This is a genomic window from Streptomyces avermitilis MA-4680 = NBRC 14893, assembly GCF_000009765.2.
GTDB lineage: Bacteria > Actinomycetota > Actinomycetes > Streptomycetales > Streptomycetaceae > Streptomyces > Streptomyces avermitilis.
Map to the genome: position 1 here is coordinate 5,962,926 of NC_003155.5, position 14,295 is coordinate 5,977,220.

At 66.3% G+C, this 14,295-nt stretch carries 9 protein-coding genes and 1 tRNA gene; 9 read left to right on the forward strand and 1 reads right to left on the reverse strand.

Annotated elements, in window-relative coordinates:
- Nucleotides 1-130 precede the first annotated feature (130 nt).
- Entirely contained in the window at nucleotides 131-1,357 is a 1,227-nt protein-coding gene (locus SAVERM_RS25330; protein WP_010986326.1) for a pyridoxal phosphate-dependent aminotransferase, read from the reverse strand.
- A gap of 249 nt (nucleotides 1,358-1,606) precedes the next feature.
- Here SAVERM_RS25330 and SAVERM_RS25335 point away from each other — a divergent pair.
- The 9 genes from SAVERM_RS25335 (at nucleotide 1,607) to SAVERM_RS25375 (ending at nucleotide 14,198) form a co-directional block, all read left to right on the forward strand.
- Nucleotides 1,607-1,679 (forward strand) — tRNA-Trp (locus SAVERM_RS25335).
- A 107-nt stretch (nucleotides 1,680-1,786) separates the two neighbouring features.
- Entirely contained in the window at nucleotides 1,787-2,074 is a 288-nt protein-coding gene (secE, locus tag SAVERM_RS25340) for a preprotein translocase subunit SecE (RefSeq protein ID WP_010986327.1), read from the forward strand.
- A 77-nt stretch (nucleotides 2,075-2,151) separates the two neighbouring features.
- Nucleotides 2,152-3,015 (forward strand): transcription termination/antitermination protein NusG, encoded by an 864-nt coding sequence (gene nusG, locus SAVERM_RS25345; protein ID WP_010986328.1) that lies wholly within the window; start codon nucleotides 2,152-2,154, stop codon nucleotides 3,013-3,015.
- A 170-nt stretch (nucleotides 3,016-3,185) separates the two neighbouring features.
- A complete protein-coding gene (gene rplK, locus SAVERM_RS25350; protein ID WP_010986329.1) occupies nucleotides 3,186-3,620 on the forward strand; it encodes a 50S ribosomal protein L11 in 435 nt (144 codons plus the stop codon).
- A gap of 79 nt (nucleotides 3,621-3,699) precedes the next feature.
- On the forward strand, nucleotides 3,700-4,425 hold the full coding sequence (gene rplA, locus SAVERM_RS25355; RefSeq protein ID WP_010986330.1) for a 50S ribosomal protein L1: 726 nt from the start codon (nucleotides 3,700-3,702) through the stop codon (nucleotides 4,423-4,425).
- 631 nt (nucleotides 4,426-5,056) lie between these two features.
- Nucleotides 5,057-5,587: a 50S ribosomal protein L10 gene (rplJ, locus tag SAVERM_RS25360; protein ID WP_010986331.1), complete on the forward strand. Its 531-nt coding sequence runs from the start codon at nucleotides 5,057-5,059 to the stop codon at nucleotides 5,585-5,587.
- Nucleotides 5,588-5,696: 109 nt separating this feature from the next.
- The gene (gene rplL, locus SAVERM_RS25365) at nucleotides 5,697-6,080 is read left to right on the forward strand and encodes a 50S ribosomal protein L7/L12 (protein ID WP_010986332.1); all 384 of its coding nucleotides are present in this window, start codon (nucleotides 5,697-5,699) and stop codon (nucleotides 6,078-6,080) included.
- 622 nt (nucleotides 6,081-6,702) lie between these two features.
- A complete protein-coding gene (gene rpoB, locus SAVERM_RS25370; protein WP_037647936.1) occupies nucleotides 6,703-10,188 on the forward strand; it encodes a DNA-directed RNA polymerase subunit beta in 3,486 nt (1,161 codons plus the stop codon).
- Nucleotides 10,189-10,298: 110 nt separating this feature from the next.
- Nucleotides 10,299-14,198 carry a DNA-directed RNA polymerase subunit beta' gene (locus SAVERM_RS25375; protein ID WP_010986334.1) on the forward strand — a complete coding sequence of 1,300 codons (3,900 nt, stop codon included), beginning with the start codon at nucleotides 10,299-10,301 and terminating at the stop codon, nucleotides 14,196-14,198.
- Nucleotides 14,199-14,295: the final 97 nt, after the last annotated feature.

The window sequence follows — 14,295 nt, forward strand, 5'->3', positions numbered from 1 at the left end:
CGCTTTCCCTGTACGAGGGCTTGCCCGAACGAAGAAACGGGCCCGGGCCACTCGAAACCGAGTGGCCCGGGCCCGCACGCGCGCGTGGAGCGCGAAAACGACATCGCCGCCCTGAAGGCGTACGAAAACGTCAGTCCTTCGCCTCGGACAGCAGCTTCTGAATCCGGCTGACGCCCTCGACCAGATCCTCGTCACCCAGGGCGTACGACAGCCGCAGATAGCCCGGCGTGCCGAAGGCCTCGCCGGGGACGACCGCGACCTCGGCCTCCTCCAGGATCAGCGCGGCCAGCTCGACCGTGTCCTGCGGGCGCTTGCCGCGGATCTCCTTGCCGAGCAGCGCCTTCACCGAGGGGTACGCGTAGAACGCGCCCTCGGGCTCCGGGCACAGGACGCCGCCGATCTCGTTCAGCATCCGCACGATGGTCTTGCGGCGGCGGTCGAAGGCCTCGCGCATCTCGGCGACGGCCGTCAGATCGCCGGACACGGCGGCGAGCGCGGCGACCTGCGCCACGTTGGAGACGTTCGACGTGGCGTGCGACTGGAGGTTCGTCGCGGCCTTGATGACGTCCTTGGGACCGATGACCCAGCCCACGCGCCAGCCGGTCATCGCGTACGTCTTCGCGACACCGTTGACCACGATGCACTTGTCGGCCAGCTCGGGCACGACCACCGGCAGGGAGTGGAACTCGGCGTCCCCGTAGACGAGGTGCTCGTAGATCTCGTCGGTCAGGACCCACAGGCCCTTCTCGGCGGCCCAGCGGCCGATCTCCTCGATCTGCTCGCGGGTGTAGACCGCGCCCGTCGGGTTGGACGGGGAGACGAAGAGCAGCACCTTGGTGTTCTCGGTGCGGGCGGCCTCCAGCTGCTCGACCGAGACGCGGTAGCCGGTGGTCTCGTCGGCGACGACGTCGACGGGGACACCGCCGGCGAGACGGATCGACTCCGGGTAGGTGGTCCAGTACGGCGCGGGGACGATGACCTCGTCGCCCGGGTCGAGGATCGCGGCGAAGGCCTCGTAGATCGCCTGCTTGCCGCCGTTGGTGACCAGGACCTGCGAGGCGTCCACCTCGTAGCCCGAGTCGCGGAGCGTCTTCGCGGCGATGGCGGCCTTCAGCTCGGGCAGGCCGCCGGCCGGCGTGTAGCGGTGGTACTTCGGGTTCGAGCAGGCCTCGATGGCGGCCTGGACGATGTAGTCCGGGGTCGGGAAGTCGGGCTCACCGGCGCCGAAGCCGATCACCGGACGTCCGGCGGCCTTGAGGGCCTTGGCCTTGGCATCCACGGCGAGGGTGGCGGACTCGGAGATCGCGCCGACTCGGGCGGAGACCCGGCGCTCGGTGGGAGGGGTTGCAGCGCTCATGGGACCCATCGTTTCAGACCGGAAACGCCCCCGGCACACGGGTTTCACAGACTGAACAAACGGCCGTACACGGAGCGCACACGCGCCGCACACGGATCGAACAGTGGCGCACAATCCCCGTACGGACACTTTCTGTTCGACGACCGGCCGCGGACCACGTACACTCTCACCTCGTTGGCCTTCACCGGCCGCACTCACCCGGTGCACACCGAGCACTCGGGCGGATGCGGTACGTTGGGGACACAGCAAAGGGTCGTAGCTCAATTGGTAGAGCACTGGTCTCCAAAACCAGCGGTTGGGGGTTCAAGTCCCTCCGGCCCTGCTACACACTCCTTCGCCAGGATGTGTGCGCATGTACGTACAGCATTGCACCGCCGTGCGGCTCAACCGGGCGCGGCACGGCCACGACCCGGAATCAGGTGAGGACGAGTGACGGACGCCGTGGGCTCCATCGACATGCCTGATGCCCAGGATGAGGCGCCGGAGTCCAAGAAGAAGACCCGCAAGGGCGGTAAGCGTGCCAAGAAGGGCCCGCTCAAGCGCCTTGCCCTCTTCTACCGCCAGATTGTCGCGGAACTCCGCAAGGTCGTCTGGCCATCTCGAAACCAGCTGACGACGTACACGACAGTGGTGATTGTCTTCGTCGTCATCATGATCGCCCTGGTGACCGTGATTGACTATGGGCTCAACCACGCAGCCAAGTACGTCTTCGGCTGAGCCAGAAGCGAAGGGCGCCGTACCCGGCGCCCCTTTCGCGTGTTCCACCCCCATGTACCCAGGAAGAAGCAGCCACCGTGTCTGACCCGAACCTGAACGATGCCATCGAGTCGGTCGAGTCCGTTGACGACGAGCTCGACATCGTCGAGGGCGCGGACGTCGAGGACGAGTTTGAGGCTGCCGACGCCGATGCCGGCGAGCCCGCCGAAGAGGCGGCCGTGCACGTCGAGGACGAGTCCGGCACGGACCTCGAGGACGACGTGGACGCAGCGGACCTGGCCGTCTCCGACGAGGCCGAGGAGGCCGAGGAAGAGGCTGAGCCGGTCGACCCCGTCACCGCTCTGCGCGAGGAACTGCGCACCCTTCCCGGCGAGTGGTACGTGATCCACACGTACGCCGGTTACGAGAACCGCGTGAAGACCAACCTCGAACAGCGCGCCGTCTCGCTGAACGTCGAGGACTTCATCTTCCAGGCCGAGGTGCCGCAGGAAGAGGTCGCGCAGATCAAGAACGGCGAGCGCAAGACCATCCGCCAGAACAAGCTCCCCGGCTACGTGCTGGTGCGCATGGACCTGACGAACGAGTCCTGGGGCGTCGTCCGCAACACTCCCGGTGTCACCGGCTTCGTGGGCAACGCCTACGACCCGTACCCGCTGACCCTGGACGAGATCGTCAAGATGCTCGCCCCGGAGGCCGAGGAGAAGGCCGCCCGCGAGGCCGCCGAGGCCGAGGGCAAGCCCGCTCCGCAGCGCAAGGTCGAGGTCCAGGTGCTGGACTTCGAGGTCGGCGACTCGGTCACCGTCACCGACGGCCCGTTCGCGACGCTGCAGGCGACGATCAACGAGATCAACGCCGACTCGAAGAAGGTCAAGGGCCTCGTCGAGATCTTCGGCCGCGAGACCCCGGTCGAGCTCTCGTTCGACCAGATCCAGAAGAACTAACACCTTCTGGACGTACGTCTTCCGAACAGGTCAGACGGGCTCTCGCAGCCGGTCTGACCTGCTCGGTTTTTGGCCGCGCATAGATACCCGTTATCGTTGTGCGGTATGCCTCCATCCGGATGATCCGGACCGGACGGCTGAAAACTCTCACTAGGACCCGGAGAGAGCACATGCCTCCCAAGAAGAAGAAGGTCACGGGGCTTATCAAGCTCCAGATCCAGGCCGGCGCCGCCAACCCGGCTCCGCCGGTCGGCCCGGCGCTGGGTCAGCACGGCGTCAACATCATGGAGTTCTGCAAGGCCTACAACGCCGCGACCGAGTCGCAGCGTGGCTGGGTGATCCCGGTGGAGATCACGGTCTACGAGGACCGTTCCTTCACCTTCATCACCAAGACTCCGCCGGCCGCCAAGATGATCCTCAAGGCTGCGGGTGTGGAGAAGGGCTCCGGCGAGCCGCACAAGACCAAGGTCGCCAAGATCACCCAGGCGCAGGTCCGCGAGATCGCCACCACGAAGCTGCCCGACCTCAACGCCAACGACCTGGACGCCGCGTCGAAGATCATCGCCGGCACCGCCCGTTCCATGGGCATCACGGTCGAGGGCTGATCCCCACCTTCGTAGAACCACCGTGGCAGGGCCTGCTCGGCCCGTACCACGACTCCTTTCAGAACACACAGGAGCAGTTGTGAGCAAGCGCAGCAAGGCTCTCCGCGCTGCGGACGCCAAGATCGACCGGGAGAAGCTCTACGCCCCGCTCGAGGCCGTCCGTCTCGCCAAGGAGACCTCCACGTCCAAGTTCGACGGCACCGTCGAGGTCGCCTTCCGTCTGGGTGTCGACCCGCGCAAGGCCGACCAGATGGTCCGTGGCACCGTGAACCTCCCGCACGGCACCGGTAAGACCGCCCGGGTCCTGGTCTTCGCGACCGGTGACCGTGCCGAGGCCGCTCGTGCCGCGGGCGCCGACATCGTCGGCTCCGACGAGCTCATCGACGAGGTGTCGAAGGGCCGTCTGGACTTCGACGCCGTCGTCGCCACCCCGGACCTCATGGGCAAGGTCGGCCGCCTCGGCCGCGTGCTCGGTCCCCGTGGTCTCATGCCGAACCCCAAGACCGGCACCGTGACTCCGGACGTCGTCAAGGCCGTCAACGAGATCAAGGGCGGCAAGATCGAGTTCCGCGTCGACAAGCACTCGAACCTGCACTTCATCATCGGCAAGACGTCCTTCGACGACACGCAGCTGGTGGAGAACTACGGCGCGGCCCTCGACGAGATCCTTCGTCTGAAGCCGTCCGCCGCCAAGGGTCGCTACATCAAGAAGGCCGCGATCAGCACCACGATCGGCCCCGGCATTCCGATCGACTCGAACCGCACCCGCAACCTCCTCACCGAGGAGGACCCGGCCGCCGTCTGAGCCTCCCGCTCACCCCGGTAGCCGCGTCGCGAACGCGTCAAAAGTGCACGGGCCCCGCAACCTCTCGAGATGCGGGGCCCGTCCCTTTTCACGTACACCGGCGCCATGACGGCCGACACGATGCGCCAGGCCGGGGCCACGTCGATGTAAGTACGCGTACGGCTACCTGGCGAAGCTGTCCGGCGGCTCTGGCGCGTACCTCAAGGGCCAGAGGCAGAACACCACACCGAACCGGTCGGTGAAGCTCCTGCTCGCCTCCGGGGACGTGCGGAAGGCCGGAAGGCCGGCGCGGGGACAGCGCGCGGCGAGACCTTCGTCCTCGGCACGTCCTTCCAGGACGCCAAGGACTGCGCCGACCGAGCGGATTTGCCCGACGGCAACCCGTTCGCGTACTCTCCCAGAGAAGCCAAAGACCGCTGGTCGTTGCCACGTGCTCGGATGAGGGCGCGGTGACCGAAGGATCCGCTGAACGGCGGACGACCCGCGCAGGTGACTGTGGAATTGCTCCCGGACAGGCTCCGTAAAGGATCCCGACCGGTCGAGCGAAGCCCCGTGCGCCTGCGCCGGGGCGTTTCGTTTTCCTCAGCCCCTTCTGAGCGGTCCTCATCACCCGGAAGGAGGCCGACGCTCTATGGCAAGGCCCGACAAGGCTGCCGCGGTAGCCGAGCTCGCGGACCAGTTCCGCAGCTCGAACGCCGCTGTGCTGACCGAGTACCGGGGTCTCACTGTGGCGCAGCTCAAGACGCTGCGCCGTTCGCTCGGTGAAGACGCCCAGTACGCCGTGGTGAAGAACACGCTGACCAAGATTGCGGCCAACGAGGCCGGGATCAACACGCTCGACGACCTGTTCAACGGTCCGACGGCGGTCGCCTTCATCACCGGTGACCCGGTGGTGTCGGCGAAGGGTCTTCGTGACTTTGCCAAGGACAACCCGAACCTCGTCATCAAGGGCGGTGTCCTTGATGGCAAGGCGCTGTCCGCCGACGAGATCAAGAAGCTTGCGGACCTCGAGTCCCGCGAGGTTCTGCTCGCCAAGCTGGCGGGTGCCTTCAAGGGCAAGCAGTCCCAGGCTGCCTCGCTCTTCCAGGCGCTTCCCTCGAAGTTCGTCCGCACCGCGGAGGCGCTTCGTGCCAAGAAGGCCGAGCAGGGCGGTGCCGAGTAATTCGGCTCGCGCATTGACCGCCGCCTGAGGCGACGGTCGTAGCGGGCCGAACGTACGCCCGCCTCACCAGTACATCCGGCACCAGCCGAATAGTGGAAGGATCGCCCAAATGGCGACGAAGCTGTCCCAGGAAGAGCTGCTCGAGCAGTTCGAGTCCCTCACCCTCATCGAGCTCGCCGAGTTCGTGAAGGCGTTCGAGGAGAAGTTCGACGTCACCGCCGCCGCCGCGGTCGCCGCTGCCCCGGCCGGCCCCGTCGCCGCCGCTGAGGCCGCCGAGGAGCAGGACGAGTTCGACGTCATCCTCACGGGTGCCGGCGACAAGAAGATCCAGGTCATCAAGGTCGTGCGTGAGCTGACCTCCCTGGGTCTGAAGGAGGCCAAGGACCTCGTCGACGGCGCTCCGAAGCCCGTCCTCGAGAAGGTCGCCAAGGAGGCCGCCGAGAAGGCTGCCGAGTCCCTCAAGGGCGCCGGCGCCTCCGTCGAGGTCAAGTGACCCGACGAGTCCGCACGGACTCCTGCTGAGCTGATACAGCCTCTCCTGGAGAGGCTGTAACGCGAGCGCACCGAAGAGCGATCACCCAACTGGGTGGTCGCTCTTCGGCGTTCCAGGGGGTCGGAGGTCGGTTGCCTTGCACTGTCGGTCGCGACGAGTATGGTGATCTTCGTTGTGCCTCCGGCCGCCGGTGACAGGCAGCAAGACGGGCTGCACGTGACGAGGGCAGCACCCGGTTTGGGCATGGGGGGCCTTGACGAACTGCACGCAGCGCGCAATTCTCAGGACGCGTCGCCACAACGATCCGGATCCGAGGCATGGATCGGCGGCGAAGAGGGCAGTATCGATGTGCATTGAGGGCGTGGCTTGCAACAGGGGTTGAGAACGACGAGGGTCTCAAAAAACCCGCACTGGACATCAGTGTGCCTAGTGGCTACACTGACCCTTTGCGCTGCCTGTTAGCTGCCTCCTGCCCGTCACCAGGGGCATGCCCTCGCTTGAGCACCGATGACCGGATCTCCCTGACCTGGCCTTTTGGCCGAATCAGGAACGGCCTGTCCTGGTGCCCCAGTGGGGGGCCGGTACGCGCGTAGTGAGTCCGAGCCCTCGGAAGGACCCCCTCTTGGCCGCCTCGCGCACTGCCTCGACCGCGAATACGAACAACGGCGCCAGCACCGCCCCGCTGCGCATCTCCTTTGCAAAGATCAAGGAGCCCCTCGAGGTTCCGAACCTTCTTGCGCTGCAAACCGAGAGCTTCGACTGGCTGCTCGGCAACGACGCGTGGAAGGCTCGTGTCGAGGCGGCTCTGGACAGCGGACAGGACGTCCCCACCAAGTCCGGTCTGGAGGAGATCTTCGAGGAGATCTCTCCGATCGAGGACTTCTCCGGGTCGATGTCCCTGACGTTCCGCGACCACCGCTTCGAGCCCCCGAAGAACTCCATCGACGAGTGCAAGGACCGCGACTTCACGTACGCGGCCCCGCTCTTCGTCACCGCCGAGTTCACCAACAACGAGACCGGCGAGATCAAGTCCCAGACGGTCTTCATGGGCGACTTCCCGCTCATGACCAACAAGGGCACCTTCGTCATCAACGGCACCGAGCGTGTCGTGGTGTCGCAGCTCGTCCGCTCGCCGGGTGTCTACTTCGACTCCTCCATCGACAAGACGTCCGACAAGGACATCTTCTCCGCCAAGGTCATCCCCTCCCGGGGCGCCTGGCTGGAGATGGAGATCGACAAGCGCGACATGGTCGGTGTCCGCATCGACCGCAAGCGCAAGCAGTCCGTCACCGTTCTCCTGAAGGCTCTCGGTTGGACGACCGAGCAGATCCTCGAGGAGTTCGGCGAGTACGAGTCCATGCGCGCCACCCTGGAGAAGGACCACACCCAGGGCCAGGACGACGCGCTGCTCGACATCTACCGCAAGCTGCGTCCGGGCGAGCCCCCGACCCGCGAGGCCGCGCAGACGCTTCTTGAGAACCTCTACTTCAACCCGAAGCGCTACGACCTCGCGAAGGTCGGCCGCTACAAGGTCAACAAGAAGCTGGGCGGCGAGGCGCCGCTGGACGCCGGGATCCTGACCGTCGAGGACATCATCTCGTCGATCAAGTACCTGGTGAAGCTGCACGCCGGTGAGACCGAGACCGTTGGCGACAACGGCACCTCGATCGTCGTCGAGACCGACGACATCGACCACTTCGGCAACCGTCGTCTGCGCAACGTCGGCGAGCTCATCCAGAACCAGGTCCGCACGGGTCTGGCTCGTATGGAGCGCGTCGTCCGCGAGCGCATGACGACTCAGGACGTCGAGGCGATCACGCCGCAGACCCTGATCAACATCCGGCCGGTCGTCGCCTCCATCAAGGAGTTCTTCGGCACCAGCCAGCTGTCGCAGTTCATGGACCAGAACAACCCGCTGTCGGGTCTCACTCACAAGCGCCGTCTGTCGGCTCTTGGCCCGGGTGGTCTCTCCCGTGAGCGGGCCGGCTTCGAGGTCCGTGACGTGCACCCGTCGCACTACGGCCGCATGTGCCCGATCGAGACCCCCGAAGGCCCGAACATCGGTCTGATCGGCTCGCTCGCCTCTTACGGCCGCGTCAACGCGTTCGGTTTCGTCGAGACGCCGTACCGCCGGGTCACCGACGGTGTCGTCACCGACGAGGTCGACTACCTGACGGCCGACGAAGAGGACCGATTCGTCATCGCGCAGGCCAACGCGCCGCTCGGCGACGACTTCCGGTTCGAGGAGACCCGCGTCCTGGTCCGCCGTCGTGGCGGAGAGGTCGACTACGTCCCCGGTGACGACGTCGACTACATGGACGTCTCGCCGCGCCAGATGGTGTCGGTCGCGACCGCCATGATCCCGTTCCTCGAGCACGACGACGCCAACCGTGCCCTCATGGGCGCGAACATGATGCGTCAGGCCGTGCCGCTGATCAAGTCCGAGGCGCCGCTCGTCGGCACCGGCATGGAGTACCGCTGCGCCGTCGACGCCGGCGACGTGCTCAAGTCGGAGAAGGACGGTGTGGTCCAGGAGGTCTCCGCGGACTACGTCACCACCGCCAACGACGACGGCACGTACACCACGTACCGCCTGCACAAGTTCTCCCGCTCCAACCAGGGCACGTCCGTCAACCAGAAGGTTGTCGTGGACGAGGGCGCCCGGGTCATCGCCGGCCAGGTTCTGGCCGACGGCCCGGCGACCGAGAACGGCGAGATGGCGCTCGGCAAGAACCTGCTCGTGGCGTTCATGCCGTGGGAGGGTCACAACTACGAGGACGCGATCATCCTGTCGCAGCGCCTCGTGCAGGACGACGTCCTCTCCTCGATCCACATCGAGGAGCACGAGGTCGACGCCCGTGACACCAAGCTCGGCCCCGAGGAGATCACCCGGGACATCCCGAACGTCTCCGAGGAGGTCCTCGCCGACCTCGACGAGCGCGGCATCATCCGTATCGGTGCCGAGGTCGTCGCCGGCGACATCCTGGTCGGCAAGGTCACGCCCAAGGGTGAGACCGAGCTGACCCCGGAGGAGCGCCTGCTCCGCGCGATCTTCGGTGAGAAGGCGCGCGAGGTGCGCGACACCTCGCTGAAGGTGCCGCACGGCGAGATCGGCAAGGTCATCGGCGTCCGCGTCTTCGACCGTGAAGAGGGCGACGAGCTGCCGCCGGGCGTGAACCAGCTGGTTCGTGTCTACGTGGCGCAGAAGCGCAAGATCACGGACGGTGACAAGCTCGCCGGCCGCCACGGCAACAAGGGTGTCATCTCGAAGATCCTGCCGATCGAGGACATGCCGTTCCTGGAGGACGGCACCCCGGTCGACATCATCCTCAACCCCCTCGGTGTCCCGTCCCGAATGAACCCGGGACAGGTCCTGGAGATCCACCTCGGCTGGCTCGCCAGCCGCGGCTGGGACGTCTCCGGACTCGCCGACGACTGGGCGCAGCGCCTGCAGGCCATCGAGGCCGACCAGGTCGCCCCGGGCACCAACGTCGCCACCCCCGTCTTCGACGGTGCGCGTGAGGACGAGCTCGCGGGTCTGCTGCAGCACACGATCCCGAACCGCGACGGAGAGCGCATGGTGCTCCCGACCGGCAAGGCGCCGCTGTTCGACGGCCGCTCCGGCGAGCCGTTCCCGGAGCCGATCTCGGTCGGCTACATGTACATCCTGAAGCTGCACCACCTGGTCGACGACAAGCTGCACGCCCGCTCGACCGGTCCGTACTCGATGATCACCCAGCAGCCGCTGGGTGGTAAGGCCCAGTTCGGTGGCCAGCGCTTCGGTGAGATGGAGGTGTGGGCGCTTGAGGCTTATGGCGCCGCTTACGCCCTCCAGGAGCTGCTGACCATCAAGTCCGACGACGTCACCGGCCGCGTGAAGGTCTACGAGGCCATCGTCAAGGGCGAGAACATTCCCGAGCCCGGCATCCCTGAGTCCTTCAAGGTGCTCATCAAGGAGATGCAGTCCCTGTGCCTCAACGTGGAGGTGCTGTCCTCGGACGGCATGTCCATCGAGATGCGCGACACCGACGAGGACGTCTTCCGCGCGGCGGAGGAGCTTGGCATCGACCTGTCCCGGCGCGAGCCGAGCAGCGTCGAAGAGGTCTGACGGGAGTCCGGTCCGGAGGCTCAGCGATGAAGATCCCTGAGCCTCCGGCCGGCCCCAGGACCCCCGTATCAGACCCCATGACTTACAACCCTGAGAGGGATTGACGCATAGTGCTCGACGTCAACTTCTTCGATGAGCTCCGGATCGGTCTGGCCACCGCTGACGACATCCGTCAGTGGAGCCACGGCGAGGTCAAGAAGCCCGAGACCATCAACTACCGCACCCTCAAGCCCGAAAAGGACGGACTCTTCTGCGAGAAGATCTTCGGTCCGACCCGGGACTGGGAGTGCTACTGCGGTAAGTACAAGCGTGTCCGCTTCAAGGGCATCATCTGCGAGCGCTGCGGCGTCGAGGTCACTCGCGCCAAGGTGCGTCGTGAGCGGATGGGCCACATCGAACTGGCCGCTCCCGTCACCCACATCTGGTACTTCAAGGGCGTCCCGTCGCGCCTCGGCTACCTGCTCGACCTCGCCCCGAAGGACCTCGAGAAGGTCATCTACTTCGCGGCGTACATGATCACGTACGTCGACGACGAGCGTCGCACCCGCGACCTGCCCTCGCTGGAGGCGCACGTCTCCGTCGAGCGTCAGCAGATCGAGAACCGCCGCGACTCCGACCTCGAGGCCCGCGCCAAGAAGCTCGAGACCGACCTGGCCGAGCTGGAGGCCGAGGGCGCCAAGGCCGACGTGCGCCGCAAGGTGCGCGAGGGTGCCGAGCGTGAGATGAAGCAGCTGCGCGACCGTGCGCAGCGCGAGATCGACCGTCTCGACGAGGTGTGGACCCGCTTCAAGAACCTCAAGGTCCAGGACCTCGAGGGCGACGAGCTCCTCTACCGCGAGCTGCGTGACCGCTTCGGCACGTACTTCGACGGTTCGATGGGTGCCGCGGCGCTGCAGAAGCGTCTGGAGTCCTTCGACCTCGACGAGGAGGCCGAGCGCCTCCGCGAGATCATCCGTACCGGCAAGGGCCAGAAGAAGACCCGTGCGCTCAAGCGCCTCAAGGTCGTCTCCGCGTTCCTGCAGACCAGCAACAGCCCCAAGGGCATGGTGCTCGACTGCGTGCCGGTCATCCCGCCGGACCTGCGTCCGATGGTGCAGCTGGACGGTGGCCGCTTCGCGACCTCCGACCTGAACGACCTGTACCGCCGCGTGATCAACCGCAACAACCGCCTGAAGCGGCTTCTCGACCTCGGCGCGCCCGAGATCATCGTGAACAACGAGAAGCGCATGCTCCAGGAGGCGGTCGACGCCCTCTTCGACAACGGCCGTCGTGGTCGCCCGGTCACGGGCCCCGGCAACCGTCCGCTGAAGTCCCTCAGCGACATGCTGAAGGGTAAGCAGGGTCGTTTCCGTCAGAACCTGCTCGGTAAGCGTGTGGACTACTCCGCGCGTTCCGTGATCGTCGTCGGTCCGCAGCTGAAGCTGCACCAGTGTGGTCTGCCCAAGGCCATGGCGCTGGAGCTCTTCAAGCCGTTCGTGATGAAGCGCCTGGTCGACCTGAACCACGCGCAGAACATCAAGTCGGCGAAGCGGATGGTCGAGCGCGGCCGCACGGTCGTGTACGACGTCCTGGAAGAGGTCATCGCGGAGCACCCGGTTCTGCTGAACCGTGCGCCCACGCTGCACCGCCTCGGCATCCAGGCCTTCGAGCCGCAGCTGGTCGAGGGCAAGGCCATCCAGATCCACCCGCTCGTCTGCACCGCGTTCAACGCGGACTTCGACGGTGACCAGATGGCCGTGCACCTGCCGCTCTCCGCGGAGGCGCAGGCCGAGGCCCGCATCCTGATGCTGTCCTCGAACAACATCCTCAAGCCGGCCGACGGCCGCCCGGTCACGATGCCGACCCAGGACATGGTCCTCGGTCTGTTCTTCCTGACCACCGACGGTGCGCTGCGCAACGTCAAGGGCGAGGAGCGCTCCTTCGCGTCCGTCGCCGAGGCGATCATGGCGTTCGACGCCGGCGAGCTCTCGCTGCAGTCCCGCGTGGACATCCGCTTCCCGGTGGGCACCATCCCGCCGCGCGGCTGGACCCCGCCGGCCCGCGAGGAGGGCGAGCCGGAGTGGCAGCAGGGTGACACCTTCCGCCTGCGGACGACCCTGGGCCGCGCGCTCTTCAACGAGCTGCTGCCCGAGGACTACCCGTTCGTCGACTACGAGGTCGGCAAGAAGCAGCTCTCCGAGATCGTCAACGACCTCGCCGAGCGCTACCCCAAGGTCATCGTGGCGGCGACGCTCGACAACCTGAAGGCGGCCGGCTTCTACTGGGCGACCCGCTCCGGCGTCACCGTGGCCATCTCCGACATCGTCGTTCCCGAGGCGAAGAAGGAGATCGTCAAGGGCTACGAGGCGCAGGACGAGAAGGTCCAGAAGCAGTACGAGCGCGGTCTGATCACCAAGGACGAGCGCACGCAGGAACTCATCGCGATCTGGACCAAGGCGACCAACGAGGTTGCCGAGGCGATGAACGCGAACTTCCCGAAGACGAACCCCATCTTCATGATGGTTGACTCGGGTGCCCGAGGAAACATGATGCAGATGCGTCAGATCGCCGGTATGCGTGGTCTGGTGTCGAACGCCAAGAACGAGACGATTCCCCGTCCCATCAAGGCGTCGTTCCGTGAGGGTCTGTCCGTGCTGGAGTACTTCATCTCCACGCACGGTGCCCGTAAGGGTCTGGCGGACACCGCCCTGCGTACCGCCGACTCGGGTTACCTGACCCGTCGTCTGGTGGACGTCTCGCAGGACGTCATCATCCGCGAGGAGGACTGCGGCACCGAGCGCGGTCTGAAGCTGAAGATCGCCGAGCGCGGCGCCGACGGCGTGCTGCGCAAGACGGACGACGTCGAGACCAGCGTCTACGCCCGCATGCTCGCCGAGGACGTCGTCATCGACGGCAAGGTGATCGCGCCGGCCAACGTGGACCTCGGCGACGTGCTCATCGACCAGCTGGTGCACCACGGTGTCGAGGAGGTCAAGACCCGTTCGATCCTGACCTGTGAGTCCCAGGTCGGCACCTGCGCCATGTGCTACGGCCGTTCGCTGGCCACCGGCAAGCTGGTCGACATCGGTGAGGCGGTCGGCATCATCGCCGCCCAGTCCATCGGTGAGCCCGGTACCCAGCTGACGATGCGTACCTTCCACACCGGTGGTGTGGCCGGTGACGACATCACCCAGGGTCTGCCCCGTGTCGTCGAGCTCTTCGAAGCCCGTACGCCGAAGGGTGTCGCCCCGATCTCCGAGGCCTCCGGCCGCGTGCGGATCGAGGAGACCGAGAAGACCAAGAAGATCGTCGTCACCCCGGACGACGGCAGCGACGAGACGGCGTTCCCGATCTCGAAGCGCGCCCGTGTCCTGGTGACCGAGGGCGAGCACGTCGAGGTGGGCCAGAAGCTCACCGTGGGTGCCACCAACCCGCACGACGTGCTGCGCATCCTGGGTCAGCGTGCCGTCCAGGTCCACCTGGTCGGCGAGGTCCAGAAGGTCTACAACTCGCAGGGTGTGTCGATCCACGACAAGCACATCGAGATCATCATCCGGCAGATGCTGCGCCGGGTGACGATCATCGAGTCGGGCGACGCGGAGCTGCTGCCCGGCGAGCTGGTCGAGCGCTCGAAGTTCGAGACCGAGAACCGTCGTGTGGTCCAGGAAGGCGGCCACCCGGCCTCCGGCCGTCCGCAGCTGATGGGTATCACCAAGGCCTCGCTGGCGACCGAGTCGTGGCTGTCGGCGGCGTCCTTCCAGGAGACGACCAGGGTTCTGACGGACGCGGCGATCAACGCCAAGTCCGACTCCCTGATCGGCCTCAAGGAGAACGTCATCATCGGTAAGCTCATCCCGGCCGGTACGGGTCTGTCCCGCTACCGCAACATCCGGGTCGAGCCGACCGAGGAGGCCAAGGCCGCGATGTACTCGGCCGTCGGCTACGACGACATCGACTACTCGCCGTTCGGCACGGGCTCCGGCCAGGCCGTTCCGCTGGAGGACTACGACTACGGTCCGTACAACCAGTAAGGCGTACGTCTGACTGACGGGCGGTCACCCTTCGGGGTGGCCGCCCGTCGGCGTTCCCGGGGGGCCGCGGACCGCCGTGCCCACACCGCCTGTACGG